Here is a 19,694-nt window from a genome sequence, read left to right on the forward strand (position 1 = left end):
TACCGTGAGTCCGGCCCGGTCCGCGTGGAGAGGAGCAGTCATCGCTGCTCGACACGCGTCCCCGCACGCCACGCGTCCGGCCCGTGCCCCGCTCGTGCTGATCGTGGTCGGCGTGCTCCTGGCGACGGCCACGGTGCTCGCGTTCTTCATCGTCGGGCCCCCGAGTGCGGTGCCCGCGCAGGCCGCGGCCCGCATCGTGCCCGTGCGGGCCGCGGCCCCGCCGCCCCCCGCGGTGGTCACGCCGGCCGAGCAGGCGCGCTGTCCCGTCGCGTCGACCGCGTGCGTCGACCTCGTCGCCCGGAAGGCGTGGCTGCAGAAGGACGGGAAGGTGCTCGACGGCCCGGTGCCGATGCTCCCGGGCGCGGAGACGTTCCTGCGCCCGCCCGGCCCGACCTCGTCGGCCACCCCCACCGGCACCTTCCGCGTGCTGTGGAAGGACAGGGACGCGGTCAGCTCCGAGTTCGACGAGCCCATGAACCACGCCGTGTACTTCGCCCCGGGCGGCATCGCCTTCCACGAGGGCAGCCTCACGACCTCGTCGAACGGCTGCATCCACCTCTCCGCCGCCGACGCGACCGTCTTCTTCGACCGCCTGCGCCCCGGCGACGGGGTCACCGTCTTCTAGACCTCCGGCTCGCGGGTCCCCGCCCGCGCGCCGGGCTCCGGGGTCAGCCCGATCGCGCGCTCCAGCAGGCGGTAGCGCAGCGCGAGGGTGAGCACGACGAACCAGCCCACCAGCGCGACCCCGCTCGCCCAGAGCACCGGCGGGTCGGGTGCGGTCAGACCGAAGTAGGCCTGCGTGGCCGGGAGCGCGAGCACCACCGCGAACGCCGCGAACAGCCCGATCGCCAGCCAGGTGGGCCGCCGGTCGACCGACACCGGCCGCCACGCCGTGAAGATCCGGTGCGGCGGTTCGAGGAACAGGATCAGGACGATCGCGGTGGTCGAGACGAACACCGACAGGCCGCTCTGAGCGCCGAGGGTCGCCGACGCGACGACGAAGTCGGGGTCGGTGCGGGCCAGGCCGGTGTAGCCCTCCCAGATGTCGGCCCCGCGGTCGAGGCCGCCGGTCAGCCCGTCGCTGACCAGCCGGTACAGATAGGCGTAGACGGCGGTCGCGAAGCCCGCGGTGAGGATGCCGACGGGCAGCACGAACCGGGCGAGGGAGACCAGCAGGTCCTCCGACGGCGGCGCCGGCCGCGCCCACATCGTCAGGAAGAACGTCGGGACCCCGACGGTGAACAGGGTGAGCCCGACCTGGGTCGGCGTGTACGGGAAGCCGAGCCCCAGCAGCGTGACCGTGAGGATGACGATCATCTGGGTCACCACGCGGGCGAGGAACAGGTACATCGACGAGCCGACCCCGGCGACGATCCGGCGGCCCTCGGTGCGCGCGGGCGGCAGCGTGGCGAAGGAGTCGTCGAGCAGGACGATGTCCGCGACGTCGCGGGTCACCGAGCTCCCCGAGCGCATGGCCACCCCGACGTGCGCCCGCTTGAGCGCCCGCGCGTCGTTGACCCCGTCGCCGACCATCGCCACCTGCCGGCCGCGGCGGCGCAGCGCGTCGACGATCTGCTCCTTCTGCTCGGGCGCCACCCGCCCGAACACGGTGTGCACGTCGACCGCCTCGTCGAACCGGTCGGGCTCCAGCGCCGCGAGCTCCGGCCCGGCGATCGCCGGGCCGTCGAGGCCCGCGCGGCGCGCCAGGGCGGCCACGGTCACCGGGTCGTCCCCGGAGATCACCTTCACCGCGACGCCCTCCGCGGCGAGCTCGGCGAGCGTCCCGCCCACCCCGGGACGGAGCTCGTCACCCAGCACCACGAGGGCCACCGCCCGCAGGGCGGGCAGGGCCGGGCGCCCGGCGTCGTCGCGCAGGCCGCCGTCGCCCTCGGCGAGCAGCAGCACGCGCAACCCCTGCTCGGCGTGGGCCCGGGCCTTCCCGACGAGGTCCGTGGGCTCGGCCAGGTGGGGAGCGAGGGTCGCCGGCGCGCCGAGCACGGTCACACCCCCGGGAGTGGCGATCCCGCTCCAGCGCAGCGCCGACCGGAACTCGACCTCGTCGGTCACCGCGACCGGCTCACCGGGCAGGTCGGAGGCCGCCAGGGCGACGGTCGTCGCGTTGGGGGCGCGCACCGACCGGGCGAACGACCCGAGCAGCGCGCGGGCCCGGGCATCGTCGGGAAGGGCATCGTCGGGAAGGACCTCCTGCAGCGACAGCCGGCCGCTGGTGAGCGTGCCGGTCTTGTCGGTGCAGACCACGTCGACGCGGCTGATCGCCTCGACCGCGTTGGTCTGCTGGACGAGCGCGCCCTGCCCGGCGATACGGGTGGCGCCCACCGCGTAGGCGACGGCGATGAGGAAGAACAGTCCGTAGGGCACGAGGCCGGAGAGCACCGCGGAGGTCTGGACGAACCGCAGGACCGTCGAGCCGTCGAGCAGGGCCTGGGCGAGGATGGCGCCGCTCATCAGCACCACGAGCAGGATCACCAGCCGCACGACGAGCTCGATGCGCCACTGCAGCGGGGTCCGGTCGGTGGTGTCGGCGCGGGCCGCGAGGGTGAGCCGGCCCGCGTGGCTCGCCGTGCCGACGGCCTCCGCCCGCTGGTGGCCCTCCCCGGACGCGATCGAGCTGCCCGAGAGCAGGGTGTCGCCCACGGCCTTCGCGACGGGGTCGGCCTCGCCCGTGAGCAGGGCCTCGTCGACCTCCACGGCACCGGCCACCAGCGGGCCGTCGACGACGACCTGGTCGCCGCCGCGGACCCGCAGCAGGTCGCCCTCGACGACGTCGGCCGGGGAGAGCGCCTGCTCGACGCCGTCGCGCACCACCGTCACCGGCTCGCGGGCGAGCAGCTGCAGCCGGTCGAGCGCGCGGCGCGCCCGGAGCTCCTGGAACGCCGACAGGGCCGCGTTGACGATGCCGAGACCGACGCTGACCAGGGCGTCGGAGTACCGGCCGAGCGCGAGCAGCGCGAAGCCGATGACGAACAGGATGTTGTTGTAGAAGGAGAAGACGGTGGAGCGCAGGATCGTCGCGGTGGTCCGGCTCGAGCCGCGGACCGGCGTGTTCCCGCGGCCCTCGCGGGCGAGCCGGGCGGCGTCGGCGGTGGACAGACCGGGCGGGACCGTCACCGTCGTCATGGTCGTGATCGTGTCAGGGCACCCTGAAGTGGGTCTGAACGCGGGGCTGCGGCTCCCCGTCGAGGGTGAGGTCGACCTTCTCGGTCCACACCGCGACGAGGCCCGCGACCCGGATACTCTCCGGCAGCGGCGCGCGGTAGGTCCAGAGGAGGTCGTCGTGCACCGTGCCGTCGGGCAGCTGCACCGACCAGTACTCGGCGCTCCCCTTGTAGGGGCAGTGGGTCACCGTGCCCGACGGGCGCAGCAGGTCGAGCCGGACGTCGGTGAGCGGCAGGTAGTACCGCGGCGGCAGGCGGGTCTCGAACAGGATCGTCGGGCGGTGCGAGTCGGCGATCACCACGCCGTCCACGGCCACCTCCACGTGGCGGGAGCTGGGGAGCGCGTCGATGCGGACGTAGGGGTCGCGGGCGTGGACGACGACCGGCTCGTCCTCCTCGAACCACTGGTCGACGGCGTCCCAGTCGATCCGGACGAGGTCGGCGGGGGTGCCCCCGACCTCCAGCCGGACGCGCCGCACGGCCTCGTCGGGAACGCCCTCGAGGTCGGTGTCGGCGGCCGGCAGGTGGTAGGTCGGGTAGTACGGCCACTCCCAGACCAGCACCGGCCTGCGGGTGTCGGCGACGACCCGCCCGCCGAGCACCGCCCGGACGCGCTTCTGGCCCTGCTCGACCCGCTGGGGCTCGCTCATGCCGGCTGACGGTAGGTCGCCGTAGTCTCGGGCGCATCGAGACGATCACCGCGGCCGACCTGCTCGGGCTCGCCCGCGCCGCGCCCCGGCGGGTCGGCGCCACCGTCCTCCTCGTGGTCGACGGCTTCTCCGGCGCCGGGAAGACCACGCTGGCCACCGAGCTGCGCCGGGCCGACCGGTCGGTCACGGTGCAGTCGATCGAGGCCTTCTACCTGGGCTGGGACGGGCTCGCCGCCGGCCCGGGCCGGGCGTACGCGCAGCTCGTCGAGCCGCTCGCGCGCGGGGAGGTGCCGATGGTCGCGCCGTGGGACTGGCGCCACGACCGGGTGGCCCCGGCCCGACGACGCGTGGTGTCCGGCCTGCTCGTCGTCGAGGGCGTCGGGGCCGCCGCCCGGCCGCTGCGCGACGCCGCCTCGCTGTCGGTGTGGGTCGACGCGGAGCCCGACGAGCGGGAGCGGCGCCTGGCCGGCCGGGCCGACTGGGCCGACTACCGGCCGCGCCGCGCGGCCTTCGAACGGCAGGAGCAGGCCCTCGCGGCGGAGGAGGGCACGCGGGACGCGGTGGACGTCGTCCTCCGCCGGGAGCGTGGGATGTGGGTACGGTCCGGCGCATGACGGCCGACGCCGAGCCAGTGACCCGCACCGACGCCGAGCAGTGGCGCGAGGTCGAGGAGTGGAAGGAGCGCGTCAGCACCCCCACGCCCGTGCTCGCCCCGCTGCGCGACACCGTCACCGAGGTCCGGTCGATGGTGCAGGCGGGCCTGCGCCGGGTGCCCGGGATGCAGCAGGTCGACGACGGCGTCCACGAGGTGCTGCACCAGCTCGCCGCGGCGGGCGCCGGGGCCGGGGCGGCGACGCTGCGCCGCGACGCCGTCTTCGCCCGCTACCGCGCCCTCGGCCACGACGTCACCGACTTCAAGGACATCCGCCGCCTCGACGTCGCCGAGGTGCAGGCCGCGATGCCGCGCCTCGACCTCGCCTACCCCGCCTTCGCGGCGGTGCAGGGCGGCGCGACGAGCGTGCTGATGACCACCGGGGCGTCCGCGGCCGCCGGCGGGTCGTCCCTGGTGGGCCTCGGCAGCATCCCGGGCGTCGCGGTGATCGTCGCGTCGCTCACCGGGGACGCCCTGCTCACCGTCGCCGCCTGCACCCGCGCGGTGGCCCACGTGGGCGCCTACTACGGCTACGACGTCACGAAGCGCTCCGAGCAGGTGCTGGCCCTGGCGATCCTCGCGGTGGGGCTCTCCAGCGAGGCGGACACCCCCGGCGCCTACGAGGAGGTGTCCTCGCTGCTGACCCAGGCCGCCGAGGGCGTCAAGAAGAAGCGCCGGCAGCGCCAGCTCCGCCGCCTCGCCCACGCCGTGCACCAGCGGCTGCTCTCCCAGATCGGCCAGCGGGAGCTGGCGCAGCTGGTCCCGGTGGTCGGGATCGGGATCGGGGCCGCGCTCTCCGCGCGCCTGCTCGGGCGGGTCGTCGACGCCGCGGAGCACCTCTACCGGGAGCGGTTCCTGTACGAGAAGTACGACGTGCCGTTCACCGATCGGCCCCCGCGCTGGATCGCCGCCGCCGACGCCTGATCTGTTCATCCGCCGTCCACCTGGACCGCACGGTCCGGCCGTCCGGGGTGCCTACCGTCCGGCGTGTGTCGGCCACCACCTCGAGCGCGATGACCGCCGGGGACGCGCGCGCCTGGGAGGCCGTGCAGCGCTGGCGGACGACGACCGCGGCCGGCCCGGGCTGGTGGGGACGCCTCGGGTCGTGGGCCGTGACCGGACTGCGGTGGCTGCCGGGCGCGGACCTGGTGGACGACCTCGTCGGCGACGTGGTGCTCCCCACCGTGCTGGAGCCGCTGCACGACCTCGGCCTGCGGCTCGGCTGGGCGACCGCCGGAGGCGCCGAGCACGTCCTCGCCGCGCTGGTCGCGGCGGGCTTCGAGGTGACCGGCCCGGCCGACCTGCGCCGTCTCGACGTCGACGACCTCCGCGCCGCCCGCGGGTCCCTCGAGCGGGTGCACACCGCGGCCGCGGGCGTGCGCGGCGGGCTGTCCGGGGCGGCGGCGGGTGCCGCGGCCGGGGCCTCGAGCGCGGCCGTCGGGCTCGCGGCCGGGCTCGCCGCGATCGCCCTCGACACCGTGCTGGCCGCCGCGACCTGCACCCGCGCGGTGGCGCGGGTGGCCCAGCACTACGGCTACGACCCGGCCGAGCCCTCCGAGCGCGAGTTCGCCCTCGCCGTCCTGGCCGCCGGGCTCTCGCCGCACCCGCACGAGGCGGTCGTCGGGCCGGTGCCCGCCCACCTCGGTCTCGCCCGGTCGGTCCCGGCCCTCGGCGTCGGGCTCGGGGTGGTGCTCTCCGTCCGGCAGATCGGCCGGGTCCTCGAGACCGCCGAGCACCTCTACACGGAGCGGTTCCTGCGGGAGAAGTATTCGGTGCCCGACCCGATGTCTTTCTCCCAGCCGGCCGTCGCCGCCTAGGGACCGGCCCGCCGCACCAGCAGCCGGCGGCCGTCGTCGGGACCCGGCAGGGCGACCACCCGGGCGTCGACCTCGGCCCCCTCGTCGAGCGGGACGACCACCAGGTCGGCCTCGCCGGCGCGCGGCTGCAGGGTCCGCGTGGTGACGAGCGGGTCGGGCAGCTCCGCGTGCGGGAGCCACGCGGCCGCCCGCCGGTGCGCCCAGGCCTGCGACCAACGCCGTTCCCGGGGCTCCCAGGTCGCGTCGGAGGTGTCGGCGTCGAGGGCCTCGAGCAGGCCGGGCCACTCGATCAGCCGGGCGGCGAGGGTGTCGGAGCGGCGCAGGTCGCGCTGCTCGTCCCGGGCCGCGTCCACCGCCTCGACCGCCGCGGCGTAGCCGGCCACGTCGAGACGGCGCAGCGCGGCGACGGCCGCCCGCAGTTCCGGGGCCTGCTCCGAGGGCAGCGATCCCGACGAGAGCCGCGCCACGACGTCCCCGAGCTCGCGGCGCGCGAGGTCGGCGCTCGACCGGGCGGCCAGGCGCCGGGCCGTGGCGACGACCCGGCCCACCGCAGGCAGCCCCTCGGTCGGCGGCCGCACGTCGACGGGCAGGGCGACGAGCAGCCCGCGCAGCCGGTCGACGTCCTCGAGGTCCGCGGCGGCACGCGCGCCGAGCTCGCGCAGCGACAGCAGCCGGTGCACCAGCAGCGCCCGCTGCTCGGCCGGGCGCAGCACCCGCCCGAGCGGGGCCGCCGCCGCCGCGACGGTCGCCTCGGCCTGCCGCAGCCGCAGGTGGTGGGCCACGGCGGTGGCGCCCTCGAGGGTGGTCGGCTCGACCCGGTTCACCGCGAGCCCCGGGAGCGCCGCCTCGACGGCCCGCTGCTCGTCGGACTTGAACATCCGGCGCACCGAGCCCCCGCCGGCGAGGAAGGCCGCGAACCGCTCGAAGGCCACGGCGGCGGCCTCGAGGTCGATCGTGTCGTCGGTGACGCGGACCTGCGCGGAGCCCGCGAGCCGGTCGTGCTCGGCGACCCCGTCGACGACGGCCAGCGCCGCGGTGAACCGGGCCCAGGCCGCGACGGCCGACCCGTCGAGCACGGCGTCGATCACGCGCCGGGCCCACGGGGCGTCCTCCCCGCCGCGCCCGAGCGCCATGACGGTCTCGTCCACGCGGCGCACCGCGGGCTCGAGCGCCACCGCGGCGTCGGGCGGCAGGCAGGCCAGCGCGGCGATGAGCGGGCGGGCCGCCTCCCGTCCCGGGGAGCCGGCCGGGCCGGCCACGTCGAGGAGCTCCCCCGCCAGCTGGTCGACGTGCGGCTCGGGCGGGAGCTCCGCGGGCGGCGGGAGCACCTGGTGGCGGCGGGCGGGGTCGAGGCGGGGGCGCGCCCCGGACCCGGGTTCCCCGTGCTCCGCCACGAGGAGCCGGCGCAGGGTGGCGAGGTCGCCCGCCGCGAGCGGCGGGACGGGCCCGGTGGCGGTGGGCGCGTCCAGGGTGTCGTCGGGCCCGAGCAGGTCGATCAGCCAGCCGTCCTGCTCCCGCGTCGCGGCGAGGTGCTCGGCGATCTCCTCGACGGTCCCGACGATGCCCGGCGCCACCCGGTGGCTGCGCGCGGGCTCCTCGCCGAGGCGCCGCCGCCACGCCTGCGCCTCCGCGGCGGTCGGCGCGACCACCCGGACGCGGCGGCCGTCCTCCGCGAGACCCCGGACCAGAGCGGCGCGGGCCTCGTCGTCGGTGCCCGTGACCACCACGGCGTCGGTGTCGGCGTCCAGCCGGGCGAGCACCGTGCGGTGCGGCGGTACGGGGGCGGCCGGGGGCCCAGAGGTCGGGGACACCGGACCCGGGGGCACCGGGGTCCCGGTGGGCACGGAGGCGTCCGCGGGCGCGTCGGGGGACGACGTCCCCGGCACCTCGCTGCGATCCGCCATCGCGGTCACGGTGACCCACCTCCCGAGGGCTCAACGGTCCAGCGCCCCGTGCGATGCGGACCAGTGTCCCCCTCCGGTCGCGCCGCGAGGGAACCGATCGGCCCGTCGCACCCTCCAAGTCCACGACAGCACCGTCTCCGCGAGGATCGGAGTCCTCATGCCCACCACCGCCCACCGGGTCACCGCCGCCGCGGCGGCCATCACCGCTCTCGCGTGCGGGCCCGCCGCGCACCCCGGCGAACTGCGCGCGGCCCTCGTCGGGTGGGAGGCCGTGCTCGACGCGGCGGCCGACGCGGCCCTCCTCGAGGCCGTCGACCCGCTGTGGCTCCGGGGCTGGACGCCCCGCGACCTCGTCGAGGTGGCCCGCCGGCGCCTCGGTCCGGCCGTGGTGCCGCTGGTCTCCGACCTCGTGGCCGCCGACGCGGCCCGGCGCCCCGGCACGTTCTCCACCGCGGGCGTGGACGCGCCGCGGTGGTGGGACACCGCCCGGCCGCTCGTCATGGCGTGGCGCGAGGGCCGCGGGCTCGCCCCGGACGAGGTCCTCGACCGGGTGGTGCGGCTGGTCGGGCTGGTGCGCGGGCTGCCGAGCCTGCCGGTCCCGTCGACCCCGGAGCCCGACGAGGCCGCCGCCGGGGTCGACCCGAAGGTCCTGGCCCGGGTGCGGGGCCTGCTGGCGAAGGCGGAGTCGACGACGTTCGCCGAGGAGGCCGAGGCCCTCTCGGCCAAGGCCCAGGAGCTGATGGCCCGCCACGCGCTGGCCGCGGCCGTCGTCGAGACCCGCGGGGGCGCCCCGTCGGCCACCGCCGTGCGCCGGCTGTGGCTCGACGCGCCGTACACGTCGGCGAAGTCGAGCCTGGTGCACCAGGTGGCGGGCGCGAACCGCTGCCGGGCCGTGGGCCTCGCGGCGCTCGACCTCGTGACGCTCGTCGGGCATCCCACCGACCTCGACACCGTCGAACTGCTGGTCACGTCCCTGCTCGTGCAGGCGGGGCGCGCGATGGCGGCCTCGTCGGGCGGGTCGCGGACCCGGTCGTTCCGCCACGCCTTCCTGCTCTCCTACGCGACCCGGATCGGCGAGCGCCTGCGCGAGGCGGGCGCGGCCGCCGAGGAGGCGGCGCGGGCCGAGGCGGGCGACGCGCTGCTCCCGGTGCTGGCCGCCCGCGGCGAGGAGGTGGAGCGCACCGTCGCCGAGCTCTTCCCCCGCCTCGTCACGAAGCGTTTCTCGGTGGGCAACACGGCGGGGTGGCGCGCCGGGCGGGAGGCGGCCGACGGCGCGAGCCTGCTCCTCGGGCGGGACGCCCTCGCGGAGTGAGGCCGGGCCGCTGCGACCATCTCGGGCATGGGTCTGTCGAACCGGGACCGGCGGGCGGCCAAGCAGCGTAAGCGCGACGAGCGTCGGGGCGTCCCGGCCCGCCCCGCGGGCGGGGACGACCTCGGGCGCGGGCTGCCCGCCGAGACGCTCGAGAAGCTGCTGCGGCGCACCGCGGCCGACCTCGCCGCCGGCCGCGAGAACGCCCTGACCGAGCTGCGGCACCTCCTCGCCGAGCACCTCGCCCGCCGCCGGACGCAGGTCCTCGCGGCGTGCGACGCGGTCGTCGCCGACCTGCCACCGGTCGAGGTGCCCGATGTTCCCGGCGTCCCGGCCGGTCTCGTCGCGGCCCTCGGCGGCCCGACGGCGGTGTCGGCGTGGGCCGAGGCCGGCGGGGTCGGGACCGAGGAGGCCGCGGTGGCGACGGTGCACCTGCTGGAGCACCGCTCCCGGAGCGTGTGACACCTCTGTCGTACGACCCCTGTCACCCACGCGGGGCGGATCAGTCCGGAGATCGTGGCCCCGCCCCGGGCCGGCGCGTTGGACCCTCCCGTGAGCCCCCGCGCCCCGGGGGTCCACCACGGGGGAACCTCCGCCGGAGACGGCGGGGTCGGGCGGGTGTGGGACCGGGGGGTCCGCATCCGTCCCGACGGGTCCGGGGGGATCGGGCGTGTGGTGCGTCCGGTCCTCCCGGGTTGACCTCCGGGTCGCCCGGGGTCCACGGTCTGGGAACCATGAGTGCGGCGACCGTCGAGCTGACCGTCGGCGAGGTGGCGCGCCGCAGCGGCGTCGCCGTGTCCGCGCTGCACTTCTACGAGCGCGAGGGGCTCATCGCGAGCCGGCGCACGTCGGGCAACCAGCGCCGCTTCCGCCGCGACGTGCTGCGGCGGATCGCGTTCATCCGGATCGCACAGCGGGTGGGCGTCCCCCTGGCCCAGGTCCGGGAGGCCCTCGACCAACTGCCCGACGCCCGCACCCCCACGCGGGCCGACTGGGAACGCCTGTCGGAGTCCTGGCGGGCCGAGCTCGACGAGCGCATCCGCCGGCTCCAGCAGCTGCGCGACGACTTCGCCGACTGCATCGGCTGCGGCTGCCTCTCGATCGACCGCTGCCAGATGGTCAACCCCGGCGACGAGCTCGGGGCGGGCGGGCCGGGACCGCGCCGCCTGGGGTGAGCGGCCTCCGTCAGGCCACGCGTGCGACCCGGCCCGCGGGCGGCGCCGGCACCACGTCGGGGTGCAGCGCGTGGGCGAGCGCCTCGATCCCGTCGACTAGGCGCGGGCCCGCCCGGACGACGTACGCGGCCGAGTCGACCGCGATCACCGGTACCCCGGGGAACCGCTCGACCACCGGGCCCGCCTGCGCCACCGCGGCGTCGAGGTCGTAGCCGCACGGGGTCACGACGACGACCTCCGGCGGCTCGAGGTCCGCCCACGCCACCGTGGTACTCCGCCCGCCGTCGACGCCCGCGGTCGGGGTCGCGCCCGCCCGGCGGACGAGCTCGGGCACCCAGTGCCCGGGCAGGAACGGCGGGTCGGTCCACTCGAGGACGAGGGCCCGGGGCGCCGGCTCGCCCGCCACGGCGCGCTCGACCGCGGCGAGGCGGCGGCGCAGGTCGTCCAGCAGGGCCGTGGCGTCCGCGCCGACGGCGGCGGCGAGCGCGTCGACGCCGGTGAGGACCTCGTCGAGCGTGTGCGGGTCGAAGGAGTGCACCGCGACGTCGGCGAGGCCGAGCTCGTCGAGCGCCCCGGTCACGGTGCGGCCGGGGAGGGCGCACACCTGGCAGAGGTCCTGGGTGAGGACGACGTCGGGCGCGGCGTCGCGGAGGGCGTCGCGGTCGAGGTCGTAGAGCGGCAGGCCCGCCGCGGCGCGCTCGCGCACGGTGCGGTCGATCTCGCTCGGGGTCATCCCCTCCGCGAGCGCCGACCGCACCACGACCGGGGCTGTGAGGCCCGGCGGGTGGTCGCACTCGAACGTCACCGCGACCAGGTCGTCCGCCCGCCCGAGCGCGCCCACGATCTCCGTGGTGGCCGGCAGCAGCGAGGCGATGCGCATGGCCCCATGGTGCGCCGGGTCAGGGGACGTCGCGGCGCATGCCGAGGGGGCGGAAGAGCTCCCCGGCCGCCCGCTCGATGTCGCGGAGCACGTCGACGTCGCCGGGGTCGGCCGCTCGGAGCACGGGCACGACGATGCCAGGGGTGGCGCCCGGAGAAGAATGCCCGGCGTGTCCGATCTCGTGCTCGGCCTGCGCCTCTACGCCCGCGGCGCCGGGATGGTGCTGCGCTCGCCCCGGCTGCTGCGGCTCGGTGCCCTGCCGGCCGTGGTCACCGCGCTGCTCTACACGGCGGCGTTCGTCGTGCTGGTGCGCTTCCTCGACGACCTCGTCGGGCTGCTGACCGGTTTCGCCGACGGCTGGTCGCCCGGCGCACAGCAGGTGACGCAGGTCGTCGTCGGGATCGCGGTGCTCGCGGCGGTCGCGCTCGTGGCGGTGCTGACCTTCGTCGCCGTGACCCTCGCGATCGGCGGGCCGTTCTACGAGCGGCTCTCCGAGCACGTCGACGACGCGGTGGGCGAGGTGCCCGACGGCCCGCGGCGCTCGTGGGCCGCGTCGACGTGGCGGGGCGTGCGGGACGGCCTGCTGCTGGTGGGGCTGTCGGTGCTGGTGGCGATCCCGCTGTTCGCGGCCGGCTTCCTGCCGGTGGTGGGGCAGACGGTGGTGCCGGTGGTCGCGGCGCTGGTGGGCGGGCGGCTGCTGATCCTGGAGCTGGCGGCCCCCGCGCTCGAGCGGCGCGGGCTCGGGTTCGCGGCCCGCCGCCGGCTCGTGCGGTCGCGGCGGACGCTCGGCTGGGCGGTCGGGGTCCCGACCTACCTGCTGTGCCTGGTGCCGCTCGTCGGCATCCTCGCCGTCCCGATCGGAGCGGCCGCGGCGACGCTGGTGGCCCGGGAGCTGCGCGGGGAGCCGTCGGGCGTCAGAGCTCGCCCAGCAGACCGTCCATGACCCGCTCCTCGTCGACCCCGCGGCTCATGACCCGCCGCAGGTCGGGGTCCCAGGACGTCTCGGGGACGGGCCCGCCGACCGGCCGCAGCTCCACACCGTCGAGGTCGGCGGCGGCGAGCGCGGCGGTGTAGTCGGCGGCGGTCATCCGCCACGGCACGACGCCGAGCGCGGCCAGCCGGGCGGTGATCGCGACGCCGTCGGGGTCGAAGTCGCCGTGGTGGCGGACCTGCGCCCCGGCGGCGAGCAGCCGGCGGATCAGGAGCAACGGCGCCGAGGTCGGGTTCCCCGCGGTGCACAGCATCGGGGCGGTGCGGCCCTGCTGGACGGCCGCCTCGAGCAGGCGCGGGTTCTCCACGCTCGTCACGACGGTGCCCGGCGGCACCTCGACGGGCATCGCCCGCAGGCTCAGCACCGTGAGCGGCATCGGTGCCCCGGCCGCGGTCGCCGCCCGGACCGCGGTGGCGAGCCCGTCGCCGAGCAGCGGCAGCGCCCAGGTGAGGACCGGTGTGGCGACGAGGTCGCCGGGCATCCCCGCGGCCGCCCACACCTGCGGGTCGTCCCAGTGCCCGGCCCCCGCCCGCAGGGCGAGGGCGAGTCCGACGGGCCGCCGGTAGGCCCCACCACGGTCGAGGTCGTGCGCCCAGCGGACCGCCTGGGCCGCGACCTCCCCGCGGCTGCGCTCCCCCGGGGAGCCGGCGAGCGCCAGCACCCGCGCGACCTTCCCGACGAGGTCCCGCGCGGCCTCGTCGTCGGGGACCCGCGAGCGGACCTCGCCGACCCAGGCCTGCACCCACGGCTCGTCCCCGAGCCGCGCCCGGGCCTCCGCGTCGAGGGCCACGTCGCGGACCCGACGACGGTCGCGGTCGGCGTCGCGGGCCTCCCGGCGTCCGGCGGGCGGGCAGCCGGCCTCGTCGAGCAGGGCGATCAGGTCGGTGCGGTGGGCGGCGAGCCCGCGGTCGAGCGCGGCCAGGTGGAGCCGGGCGCTCGAGCGACCCCTGGCGATCTCCTTGAGGCGCGCGCGGACCGTGGTGGGGACGTCGTCGGGCAGGGACACCCAGCCCCGGTGATCGAGCCCGCGCCGGTCGAGCACCGCGGACACGTGCCGCCAGAGCGGCAGGAAGTCGGCCTCGAGGAGCACGGGCGGTATCGGCACGTCCGCAGGGAATCACGGGCGGGGTGCGCCCGGGCCGGCGCACCGTTCGATCGATCGACCCCGCACCCGGTCAGCGCAGAATGGTCACGCGGCGCCTCCGGGGTCGAATCCATCAGACCGGACGCATGTCATGAGCCCACTCCGAGGCGTTCCGCGAGGACCTCGAACCCGTGGCGGATCAGCCCGCCGTACTCGTCGTCGGGCAGCTCGGAGAGCGCGCCCCGGCCGAGGTCGAGGTAGCGGCGGGCGGCGTCGAGATCACCGAGGCGCCGGTAGTCGTCGCCCAGGTTCAGGTACAGCGATGGGTAGAAGCCGGCGATCGAGAGCGAGGCGTGGTGGGCCCGCGCCCGCTCGTCGGTGACCTCGTCGGCGGCCGCGAGCGCCCGCAGGTCCCAGCGGAGCTCGTCGGCCGTCTCGGGCTCGAGGTCGGCCGCGTAGTGCGCCAGCGTGCACCGGTGGAACGGGTCCTCCTGCACCACCGGGTCGGCCCACAGCTCCGCGAGCCGGCGGCGGGCCTCCTCGACGCCCCCGGCATGCCCGAGCTCCACCGCCGCGCCGATCTCCGCCATCACGTCCATGACCCGCACGGTAGGACGACCCCCCGACAGTCTCAGTCCTCGAACAGCCCCGGCTGCTCGTCGGCGGCCTCGCCCTCGGCCACGGTGACGTCGGGCGCGTACCGGGCCGCGGGCGGCAGCACCCGCACCGCGCCGTCGTCGGCCACCGCCACGAGCCGCACCGACACGAGCAGGGACAGCACGTCGGCGGCGAACCGGTCGCGGTCGGCCAGCGCCCCCTTCGACCAGTAACGGCCGTGCTGGGCCACGAGGTCGTCGAGCACCTCGCGGACCGACGCCCACGGGATCGGGTCGGGGTCCTCCTCGGGCCGGAACTGGTGCACGAGCTCGCTGACCAGCAGCAACGCCGCGTGCGGCACCGTCCCGCCGGCCGGGAAGGTGACGTCGGAGCAGCCGCCGTCGACGTCGAGCGCCGCGAACCCCTCGGCCCGCGCCTCGAGCACCAGCCCGGTGCGGGCCTCGATCCGGCGGGCCTCGTCGGCGGCGCGGCGGCGGAGCTCGGCGAACCGCGCGGGGTCGAGGTCGGCGGCCAGCACCACCGGGTCCTCGACGAGCCGGCGCCGCGTCGCCGTGGCCGCCGACCCGCGCTCGCGCGCCCGCTCCACCAGCTCGTCGGGGGTCTCGGCGCCGATCACCGCGCCGGTGGGGAGCAGCGCCATGCGGTCCTGGCGCACCTCGAGCAGCGCGTCGGCGTCGGCGTCGTGCTCGTAGCCGGCGACGCCCCGGTCGAGCTCGCGCAGCATCCCCTGGGCGATCAGCCAGCGCAGCGCCGTCACCAGGGCCCGTCGCGACGCCGCGTCGGTGTCGAGGACGATCCCCGCCTCGGCCGCCGCGGAGTGCACGGCGTTGACGAGGTCGCGCAGGCTGGTGCGGTCGGGGCCCGACGTGGTGGCGGCCAGCACCAGCGCGAGCGCGGCGTACTCGGCGGAGGTGAACGCCCGCGGGGTCGCCGAGACGGTGCGCAGCGGCCGGTCGGGCGGCACGTGCCCGGTCTTGACCAGGCGCGCGGTGTCGGCGGTGACGACGAGGCGGTAGTTGAGCTCCTGGGTGAACCAGGCGTCGAGCGCGTCGGCGTGGCGGCGGACCAGCGCGACGAGCTCCGGGTCGGCCTCGACGGTGCGCCACGGCCGGGCGAGCAGGGCGCGGGTGGCGGTGACGAGCTCGCCGTCGCGCTGCGGGTCGGAGACCGGAGCGCTCATCCCGGGCCCACCGTCAGGACGAGGCCCTCCACGCGCAGGGCGCCCGCGTGGGTCGGGACCACCGTCGAGGTCCCCGGCTCGCGCCGGACCTCGCAGCGCACCCCGTCGAGGGAGACCGTTCCCGACGACGAGGCCGGCCCCAGATCCGCGACCGCGCGCGTCAGCACGCGCTGCAGCTCACGCAGCGCCGGCTCCGAGAGCCGGGCGGTGAACCCCGCGGCCCCGGCCTCGAGGAGCTCCGCCCGGGCGGCCGCGGCGCGCTTCTCGGTCTCCGCGCGCCGGGCGAGCAGGTGGCGCCGTTCCTGGCTGCGGTCGAGGACCCGGGAGGTCCGGCCGCGGCTCGTCGTGTCGCCGCGCTCGCGCAGCGACACCGGGATCGTCGCGACCGGGCCGTCCCACCACGAGGTGGACGCCGCGACCGGATCGGTGTCGTCGCCGCCGGCCCCGCCGAGGTGGCGCGCCCCGTACATCCCGAACGCGGCCGAGGCCAGCTCGTGCGCCCGCGGCGCGTCGGCGCGGGAGAAGAACGAGGCCAGGCGCAGGAAGTCGACCCGGCGCGACGAGCCCGCGGTGCCGGTCCGCGAGAGCCGCGTCAGGTTCTGGGTGAGGGTGCGGACGGCGTCGACCGCGTCGCGCTCGAGGGTCTGCACCCGGCTGGGCCGCCCCGGCGCGGAGACGAACCACGACGCGAGGTTCTCCCAGTCGGCCGCCGCGGCCCCCGCCTCGCGGCGCACGCGCACGGTCGTGAGGCCCGCCGCCGCGACCCGCGCGGCCAGGCCGTCCGCCGCGCGCTCGACGATCGTCGGGACGGCCGGGGCCACCTCGGCGAGCAGCGAGGAGATCGGCCGCGCCGCACGGCGCAGCGTCTCGAGCCGCTCCCCCACGTAGCCGACGAGCACCTCGGAGAAGAACGCGAACTCGTCCTCGTCGAGGTCGAAGCGCGACTGCCACTGGTTGATCGCGGCGAAGAACTGGGTGATCTCGGCGGAGAACGCGACGTGCGGGTCGAACACCGCGCGGACGGCCTCGGCGAGCCGGTCGGGCGGCGCGCTCGCCGCGTCGAGCCCGGTGAGGGTCTCCAGCGCGGACCGCAGCTGCTCCAGCCGGCCGAGCGAGACGTCGCGGACGTCGTCGACCTGGGCGAGGACCCCCTCGACGAGGTCGTGCACCTCCTGGCCGACCCGGGTGATCAGGTAGCGGTTGCGGCGCCGGTAGTAGTCCTCGACCGTGCCCACCTGGCCCACCGACGCCGACACCTCGAGGTTGCCCCACTCGCGCAGCTGCTCGAGCCGCCCGGTCACGGTGGTCTCCTCGAGCACCGTGCCGGAACCGCTCCCCGTCGCTCCGCTCGCCCTGGCCTCCGCGAGGCGCGCCGTGACCTCGGCCGGGGTCAGCTCGGCGAAGAACGTGCCGGCGAACACCGCGAGGATCTGGCGGTAGTCGGGCGACTCGGTGACGTAGGAGAAGACGACCGGGCGGATGCCGGCCCGGATGGTCGAGCTCCGCTCCGCTTCGTCTCCGGGAGCGGTCACGACCGCACCGCCAGCTCGTGGCCGTCCCACCGGTAGTGCACCAGCGCGATCGCCCGGAGCTCCGGATCGCGCAGCACCTCCGTGATCGCCAGGGCGGGGACGTTCGGGTGCGTGCCCCAGAGGCGCTCGGAGGTCACGACGAAGTCGACGTCGAGGTCCACGAGGAGCCCGAACAGCTTCGCGTGGTTGTCCTCGGAGACCTTCGCGAAGGCGTCGTCGAGCAGCACCAGGCGCGGCGCGCCGACCCCGTGCGGGTCGTGCGCCGCGGCGCTCGCGGCGGCGGCCCCGGCCATCGGCAGCACCGTGACCAGCTTCTTCTCACCCTCCGACAGCGTGGTGCGGCGGGTGAGCAGCTCGTCGTTGCGGTTCGGCCGCCGCAGGTAGATGCGCATCTCGTGCCAGGTCCGGTAGTCGAGGACGTCGCCGATGACGCTGCGGTAGGACGCCTCCGGGTCCTGCGTCCGGGCCTGTTCGACGAGGCCCTTGACCGCCTCGCGGACCTGGTCGTCCTCCTCGGGAGTGCGCAGGTCGGGGTGCTTGCCGAGCAGCTCGAGGGCGGTGGCGGTGGCCGGGTCGAGGTCGCCCCGGGGCCGCCACTCCAACCGCACGCCGATCCCCTGGCTCGACGTGACGCCCTTGAGGATGCGGTTCATCCGCCCGACGAGCTCGCGCGCGGCGAACAGGGCGTCCGCCACCTCGCGGGCGATGCGGCCGTGCAGCAGGTTGCGCAGCGCCTGGTCCTGCTGGGCCGAGAGCAGGCTGACGGCCCGACGACGCTGCACCGCGACCCGGTGCACCATCTGCGCCAGCACCGCGCGGGTCGGCCCGGTGACGTGGACGGCGAGCGGGGTGCCGTCGGCGCCGCGGCGCGACTCGATGTCCCAGCCCGACGCGAGCCGGTCGCGGGTGGCCCGCAGCGCCTTCTCCAGCGCGTCCTCGGTGACCTGCGCGCGGGGCGCCGGGATGCGCGCCCGCAGCGCGTCGACCAGCTCCTGCGCGCCCTCGACGGTGTCGGCCACGGCGGGGACGGGCTCGGGGGCCGGCCCCTCCTCCCCCGGAGCGAACGGCACTGTCGCTGCCTCTATGTGAGCGGACGTGCCGTTCGCTCCGGCCGGGGGACTGCTCCGTTCGGCCGCCGCCAGCAGACCGGGGACCTCGACCGCCTCGACCAGCCGCGCCCGGCCCCCGGTCGCCGCCTTCTCGCGCTCGGTGAGGGTCTCGCGCGCCGACTCCACCCGCAGCTCCGCCTCGCGCACGGCGACGGTCGCGGTCGTCAGCTCCTCGCGCGCGCCGTCGAGCCGCCCGGCCACCTCGCGCAGGTGGGCGTCGAGCTCGCCGACCCGGGCCGCGACCTTCGCGGGCTCCTCCCCGAGCGCCGACTCCACCGTGTCGAGCTCGGTGCGCACCGCGGCGACGTGACCGGCGGCGGCGCGGTGGTCGGCGACGGCGACCCCGAGGTCGGCGACCTCCCGCTCCCACGCCGCGATCGCGTCGCGCCACGACCGCGCGCTGCGCCGGGCCCGCTCCCCCGCCGACCCGACCTGCGCCAGCGCCCGCTCGGCGTCCCCGACGGCCTCGAGCAGGTCCTCGAGCCGCGCCGGGTCGGTCGGCAGGCCCGCGTCGGAGGCGTCCTGCTGCAGCCGGGCCAGGGCGTCGTCGGCCCGACGACGGCCCTCGGCGGCCGCGCCCGCGCGCTCGGCGGCCCGCCCCTCGGCCTCCTCGGCGTAGCGGGCCGCGCCGCTCGCGGCGACGACGGCGTCGTCCACCGGGCGGGTGGACGGGAGCTCCCGGACCAGGAGCCGCAGCCCCTCGGCGTGCCCGCCGAGCGCGTCGGCCACCGCCTGGGCCGCGTCAAGTCGGACCGCAGCGGCCTCGGCCAGCGCGGCGAGCTCCGCGAGTCGCCGGGCCCGCGCCTGGGCCCGGGCGCCCGCCCCGACGAACTCGGCGGCGGGCTTGGCGTGCCGTCCGCGCAGCGGCCCGGCGCCGAAGGAGCCGTCGGTCGAGACCCACAGCGGCGCCGTCCCCGACCCGTCCCCGACCGCCGCGAGGACCCCCGCGACGACGTCGGTGGCCACGGCGGGCGTCTCCACCGGCCGGAGCAGCCGCCCGAGCCCGCCGTCCCCGCCCGGTCCGGCCGTCACGAGCAGCTCGCCGCCCGCGTCGCGCAGCGCGCCGTCGGCGCTGACCCGGGCGGCGAGCAGCCCGGACGCCTCGAGGGCGGCCTCCAGGCCGGCCCGCGCGGCGTCGTCGAGGTCGTCGGCGAAGTCGACCACCGCGGCGAACAGGGCGCCGTCGTCGGTGTCGGTGTCGGTCCGCCAGCCCTCGCGGGGCAGCGGGAGCTCCCCGGCCGCCTCGACACGGGCGTGCTCGGCGCGCAGCTCGTCGAGCTCGCCCGCGATCTCCTCCGCGCGGGACCGGGCCCGGCCGCGGGCGCCGGCGAGCGCCCCGGTCGCGTCGTCGGCGTCCCGCCGCGCCGCGGCGACGAGCTCCTCCGCCCGACGACGCAGGTCGTCGGAGGCCTCCCTGTCGGCGTACTCGGTCGCTCCGTCGGGACGGTCCGCGCCCGGCACCGGCAGCCAGCCGGCCGTGCCGTCGGGCTCGGCGGGCGGCACGACCACCAGGTGGTCGGCGAGGCGCTCCCGCCAGGTCGCGACGGCCGCGGTGTGCTCGTCGGCGGCTACGCGCGCGGCCCGCCGCGCGGCCTCGGCCTGCACGGCGGCCGCCCG

At 77.3% G+C, this 19,694-nt stretch carries 17 protein-coding genes; 8 read left to right on the top strand and 9 right to left on the bottom strand.

Annotated elements, in window-relative coordinates; genetic code table 11:
- Nucleotides 1–112 precede the first annotated feature (112 nt).
- Nucleotides 113–625 carry a L,D-transpeptidase gene (locus tag ACFPBZ_RS01625; RefSeq protein ID WP_378034224.1) on the top strand — a complete coding sequence of 171 codons (513 nt, stop codon included), beginning with the start codon at nt 113–115 and terminating at the stop codon, nt 623–625.
- On the opposite strand, the gene ACFPBZ_RS01630 is transcribed toward ACFPBZ_RS01625, so the two are convergent.
- Nucleotides 622–3,138, bottom strand: a complete 2,517-nt coding sequence (locus tag ACFPBZ_RS01630) for an HAD-IC family P-type ATPase (RefSeq protein ID WP_378034225.1) — start codon at nt 3,136–3,138, stop codon at nt 622–624. The genes ACFPBZ_RS01625 and ACFPBZ_RS01630 overlap by 4 nt on opposite strands.
- A gap of 13 nt (nt 3,139–3,151) precedes the next feature.
- Nucleotides 3,152–3,826: a DUF427 domain-containing protein gene (locus ACFPBZ_RS01635; protein WP_378034226.1), complete on the bottom strand. Its 675-nt coding sequence runs from the start codon at nt 3,824–3,826 to the stop codon at nt 3,152–3,154.
- 113 nt (nt 3,827–3,939) lie between these two features.
- Between ACFPBZ_RS01635 and ACFPBZ_RS01640 the strand changes: the two genes are divergently transcribed.
- The 3 genes from ACFPBZ_RS01640 (at nt 3,940) to ACFPBZ_RS01650 (ending at nt 6,295) form a co-directional block, all read left to right on the top strand.
- A complete protein-coding gene (locus ACFPBZ_RS01640; RefSeq protein ID WP_378034227.1) occupies nt 3,940–4,440 on the top strand; it encodes a uridine kinase family protein in 501 nt (166 codons plus the stop codon).
- Nucleotides 4,437–5,402, top strand: a complete 966-nt coding sequence (locus tag ACFPBZ_RS01645; protein ID WP_378034228.1) for an EcsC family protein — start codon at nt 4,437–4,439, stop codon at nt 5,400–5,402. The genes ACFPBZ_RS01640 and ACFPBZ_RS01645 overlap by 4 nt, the downstream gene beginning before the upstream one ends.
- 65 nt (nt 5,403–5,467) lie before the next feature.
- The gene (locus ACFPBZ_RS01650) at nt 5,468–6,295 is read left to right on the top strand and encodes a hypothetical protein (protein WP_378034229.1); all 828 of its coding nucleotides are present in this window, start codon (nt 5,468–5,470) and stop codon (nt 6,293–6,295) included.
- On the opposite strand, the gene ACFPBZ_RS01655 is transcribed toward ACFPBZ_RS01650, so the two are convergent.
- Nucleotides 6,292–8,199, bottom strand: a complete 1,908-nt coding sequence (locus ACFPBZ_RS01655) for a hypothetical protein (RefSeq protein WP_378034230.1) — start codon at nt 8,197–8,199, stop codon at nt 6,292–6,294. The two genes, ACFPBZ_RS01650 and ACFPBZ_RS01655, sit on opposite strands and share 4 nt — an antisense overlap.
- Before the next feature lie 157 nt (nt 8,200–8,356).
- On the opposite strand from ACFPBZ_RS01655, the gene ACFPBZ_RS01660 reads away from it, so the two are divergent.
- From ACFPBZ_RS01660 to soxR, 3 genes are all read left to right on the top strand, one after another.
- Entirely contained in the window at nt 8,357–9,511 is a 1,155-nt protein-coding gene (locus tag ACFPBZ_RS01660; RefSeq protein WP_378034231.1) for a DUF2786 domain-containing protein, read from the top strand.
- A gap of 27 nt (nt 9,512–9,538) precedes the next feature.
- On the top strand, nt 9,539–9,970 hold the full coding sequence (locus ACFPBZ_RS01665; RefSeq protein ID WP_378034232.1) for a hypothetical protein: 432 nt from the start codon (nt 9,539–9,541) through the stop codon (nt 9,968–9,970).
- Between the two features lie 272 nt (nt 9,971–10,242).
- The gene (gene soxR, locus ACFPBZ_RS01670; RefSeq protein WP_378034233.1) at nt 10,243–10,683 is read left to right on the top strand and encodes a redox-sensitive transcriptional activator SoxR; all 441 of its coding nucleotides are present in this window, start codon (nt 10,243–10,245) and stop codon (nt 10,681–10,683) included.
- Nucleotides 10,684–10,693: 10 nt separating this feature from the next.
- Here soxR and ACFPBZ_RS01675 read toward each other — a convergent pair whose 3' ends face one another.
- Nucleotides 10,694–11,563: a TroA family protein gene (locus ACFPBZ_RS01675; RefSeq protein WP_378034234.1), complete on the bottom strand. Its 870-nt coding sequence runs from the start codon at nt 11,561–11,563 to the stop codon at nt 10,694–10,696.
- A 169-nt stretch (nt 11,564–11,732) separates the two neighbouring features.
- Between ACFPBZ_RS01675 and ACFPBZ_RS01680 the strand changes: the two genes are divergently transcribed.
- Nucleotides 11,733–12,506 (top strand): EI24 domain-containing protein, encoded by a 774-nt coding sequence (locus tag ACFPBZ_RS01680; RefSeq protein ID WP_378034235.1) that lies wholly within the window; start codon nt 11,733–11,735, stop codon nt 12,504–12,506.
- Here the strand turns inward: ACFPBZ_RS01680 and ACFPBZ_RS01685 are convergent.
- The 5 genes from ACFPBZ_RS01685 to ACFPBZ_RS01705 form a co-directional block, all read right to left on the bottom strand.
- Nucleotides 12,478–13,659 (bottom strand): DUF2399 domain-containing protein, encoded by a 1,182-nt coding sequence (locus ACFPBZ_RS01685; RefSeq protein ID WP_378034236.1) that lies wholly within the window; start codon nt 13,657–13,659, stop codon nt 12,478–12,480. The two genes, ACFPBZ_RS01680 and ACFPBZ_RS01685, sit on opposite strands and share 29 nt — an antisense overlap.
- A gap of 128 nt (nt 13,660–13,787) precedes the next feature.
- A complete protein-coding gene (locus ACFPBZ_RS01690) occupies nt 13,788–14,237 on the bottom strand; it encodes a hypothetical protein (RefSeq protein ID WP_378034237.1) in 450 nt (149 codons plus the stop codon).
- 32 nt (nt 14,238–14,269) lie between these two features.
- Nucleotides 14,270–15,436 (bottom strand): TIGR02678 family protein, encoded by a 1,167-nt coding sequence (locus ACFPBZ_RS01695; RefSeq protein ID WP_378034238.1) that lies wholly within the window; start codon nt 15,434–15,436, stop codon nt 14,270–14,272.
- Nucleotides 15,433–16,968 (bottom strand): TIGR02677 family protein, encoded by a 1,536-nt coding sequence (locus tag ACFPBZ_RS01700; protein WP_378034239.1) that lies wholly within the window; start codon nt 16,966–16,968, stop codon nt 15,433–15,435. Before ACFPBZ_RS01700 ends, ACFPBZ_RS01695 begins: the two co-directional genes overlap by 4 nt.
- The coding region (locus tag ACFPBZ_RS01705; RefSeq protein WP_378034240.1) for an SbcC/MukB-like Walker B domain-containing protein at nt 16,965–19,694 on the bottom strand (2,730 nt) is incomplete at its 5' end. The genes ACFPBZ_RS01705 and ACFPBZ_RS01700, both read right to left, overlap by 4 nt.

This window comes from Actinomycetospora atypica (assembly GCF_042653685.1).
Classification (GTDB): Bacteria; Actinomycetota; Actinomycetes; order Mycobacteriales; family Pseudonocardiaceae; genus Actinomycetospora; species Actinomycetospora atypica.

Coding starts and splice junctions, on each gene's coding strand:
- ACFPBZ_RS01630 (WP_378034225.1), bottom strand. CDS start 3,138: ATGACGACGGTGACGGTCCCGCCCGGTCTGTCCACCGCCGACGCCGCC.
- ACFPBZ_RS01635 (WP_378034226.1), bottom strand. CDS start 3,826: ATGAGCGAGCCCCAGCGGGTCGAGCAGGGCCAGAAGCGCGTCCGGGCG.
- ACFPBZ_RS01645 (WP_378034228.1), top strand. CDS start 4,437: ATGACGGCCGACGCCGAGCCAGTGACCCGCACCGACGCCGAGCAGTGG.
- ACFPBZ_RS01655 (WP_378034230.1), bottom strand. CDS start 8,199: ATGGCGGATCGCAGCGAGGTGCCGGGGACGTCGTCCCCCGACGCGCCC.
- ACFPBZ_RS01660 (WP_378034231.1), top strand. CDS start 8,357: ATGCCCACCACCGCCCACCGGGTCACCGCCGCCGCGGCGGCCATCACC.
- ACFPBZ_RS01665 (WP_378034232.1), top strand. CDS start 9,539: ATGGGTCTGTCGAACCGGGACCGGCGGGCGGCCAAGCAGCGTAAGCGC.
- soxR (WP_378034233.1), top strand. CDS start 10,243: ATGAGTGCGGCGACCGTCGAGCTGACCGTCGGCGAGGTGGCGCGCCGC.
- ACFPBZ_RS01675 (WP_378034234.1), bottom strand. CDS start 11,563: ATGCGCATCGCCTCGCTGCTGCCGGCCACCACGGAGATCGTGGGCGCG.
- ACFPBZ_RS01690 (WP_378034237.1), bottom strand. CDS start 14,237: ATGGACGTGATGGCGGAGATCGGCGCGGCGGTGGAGCTCGGGCATGCC.
- ACFPBZ_RS01695 (WP_378034238.1), bottom strand. CDS start 15,436: ATGAGCGCTCCGGTCTCCGACCCGCAGCGCGACGGCGAGCTCGTCACC.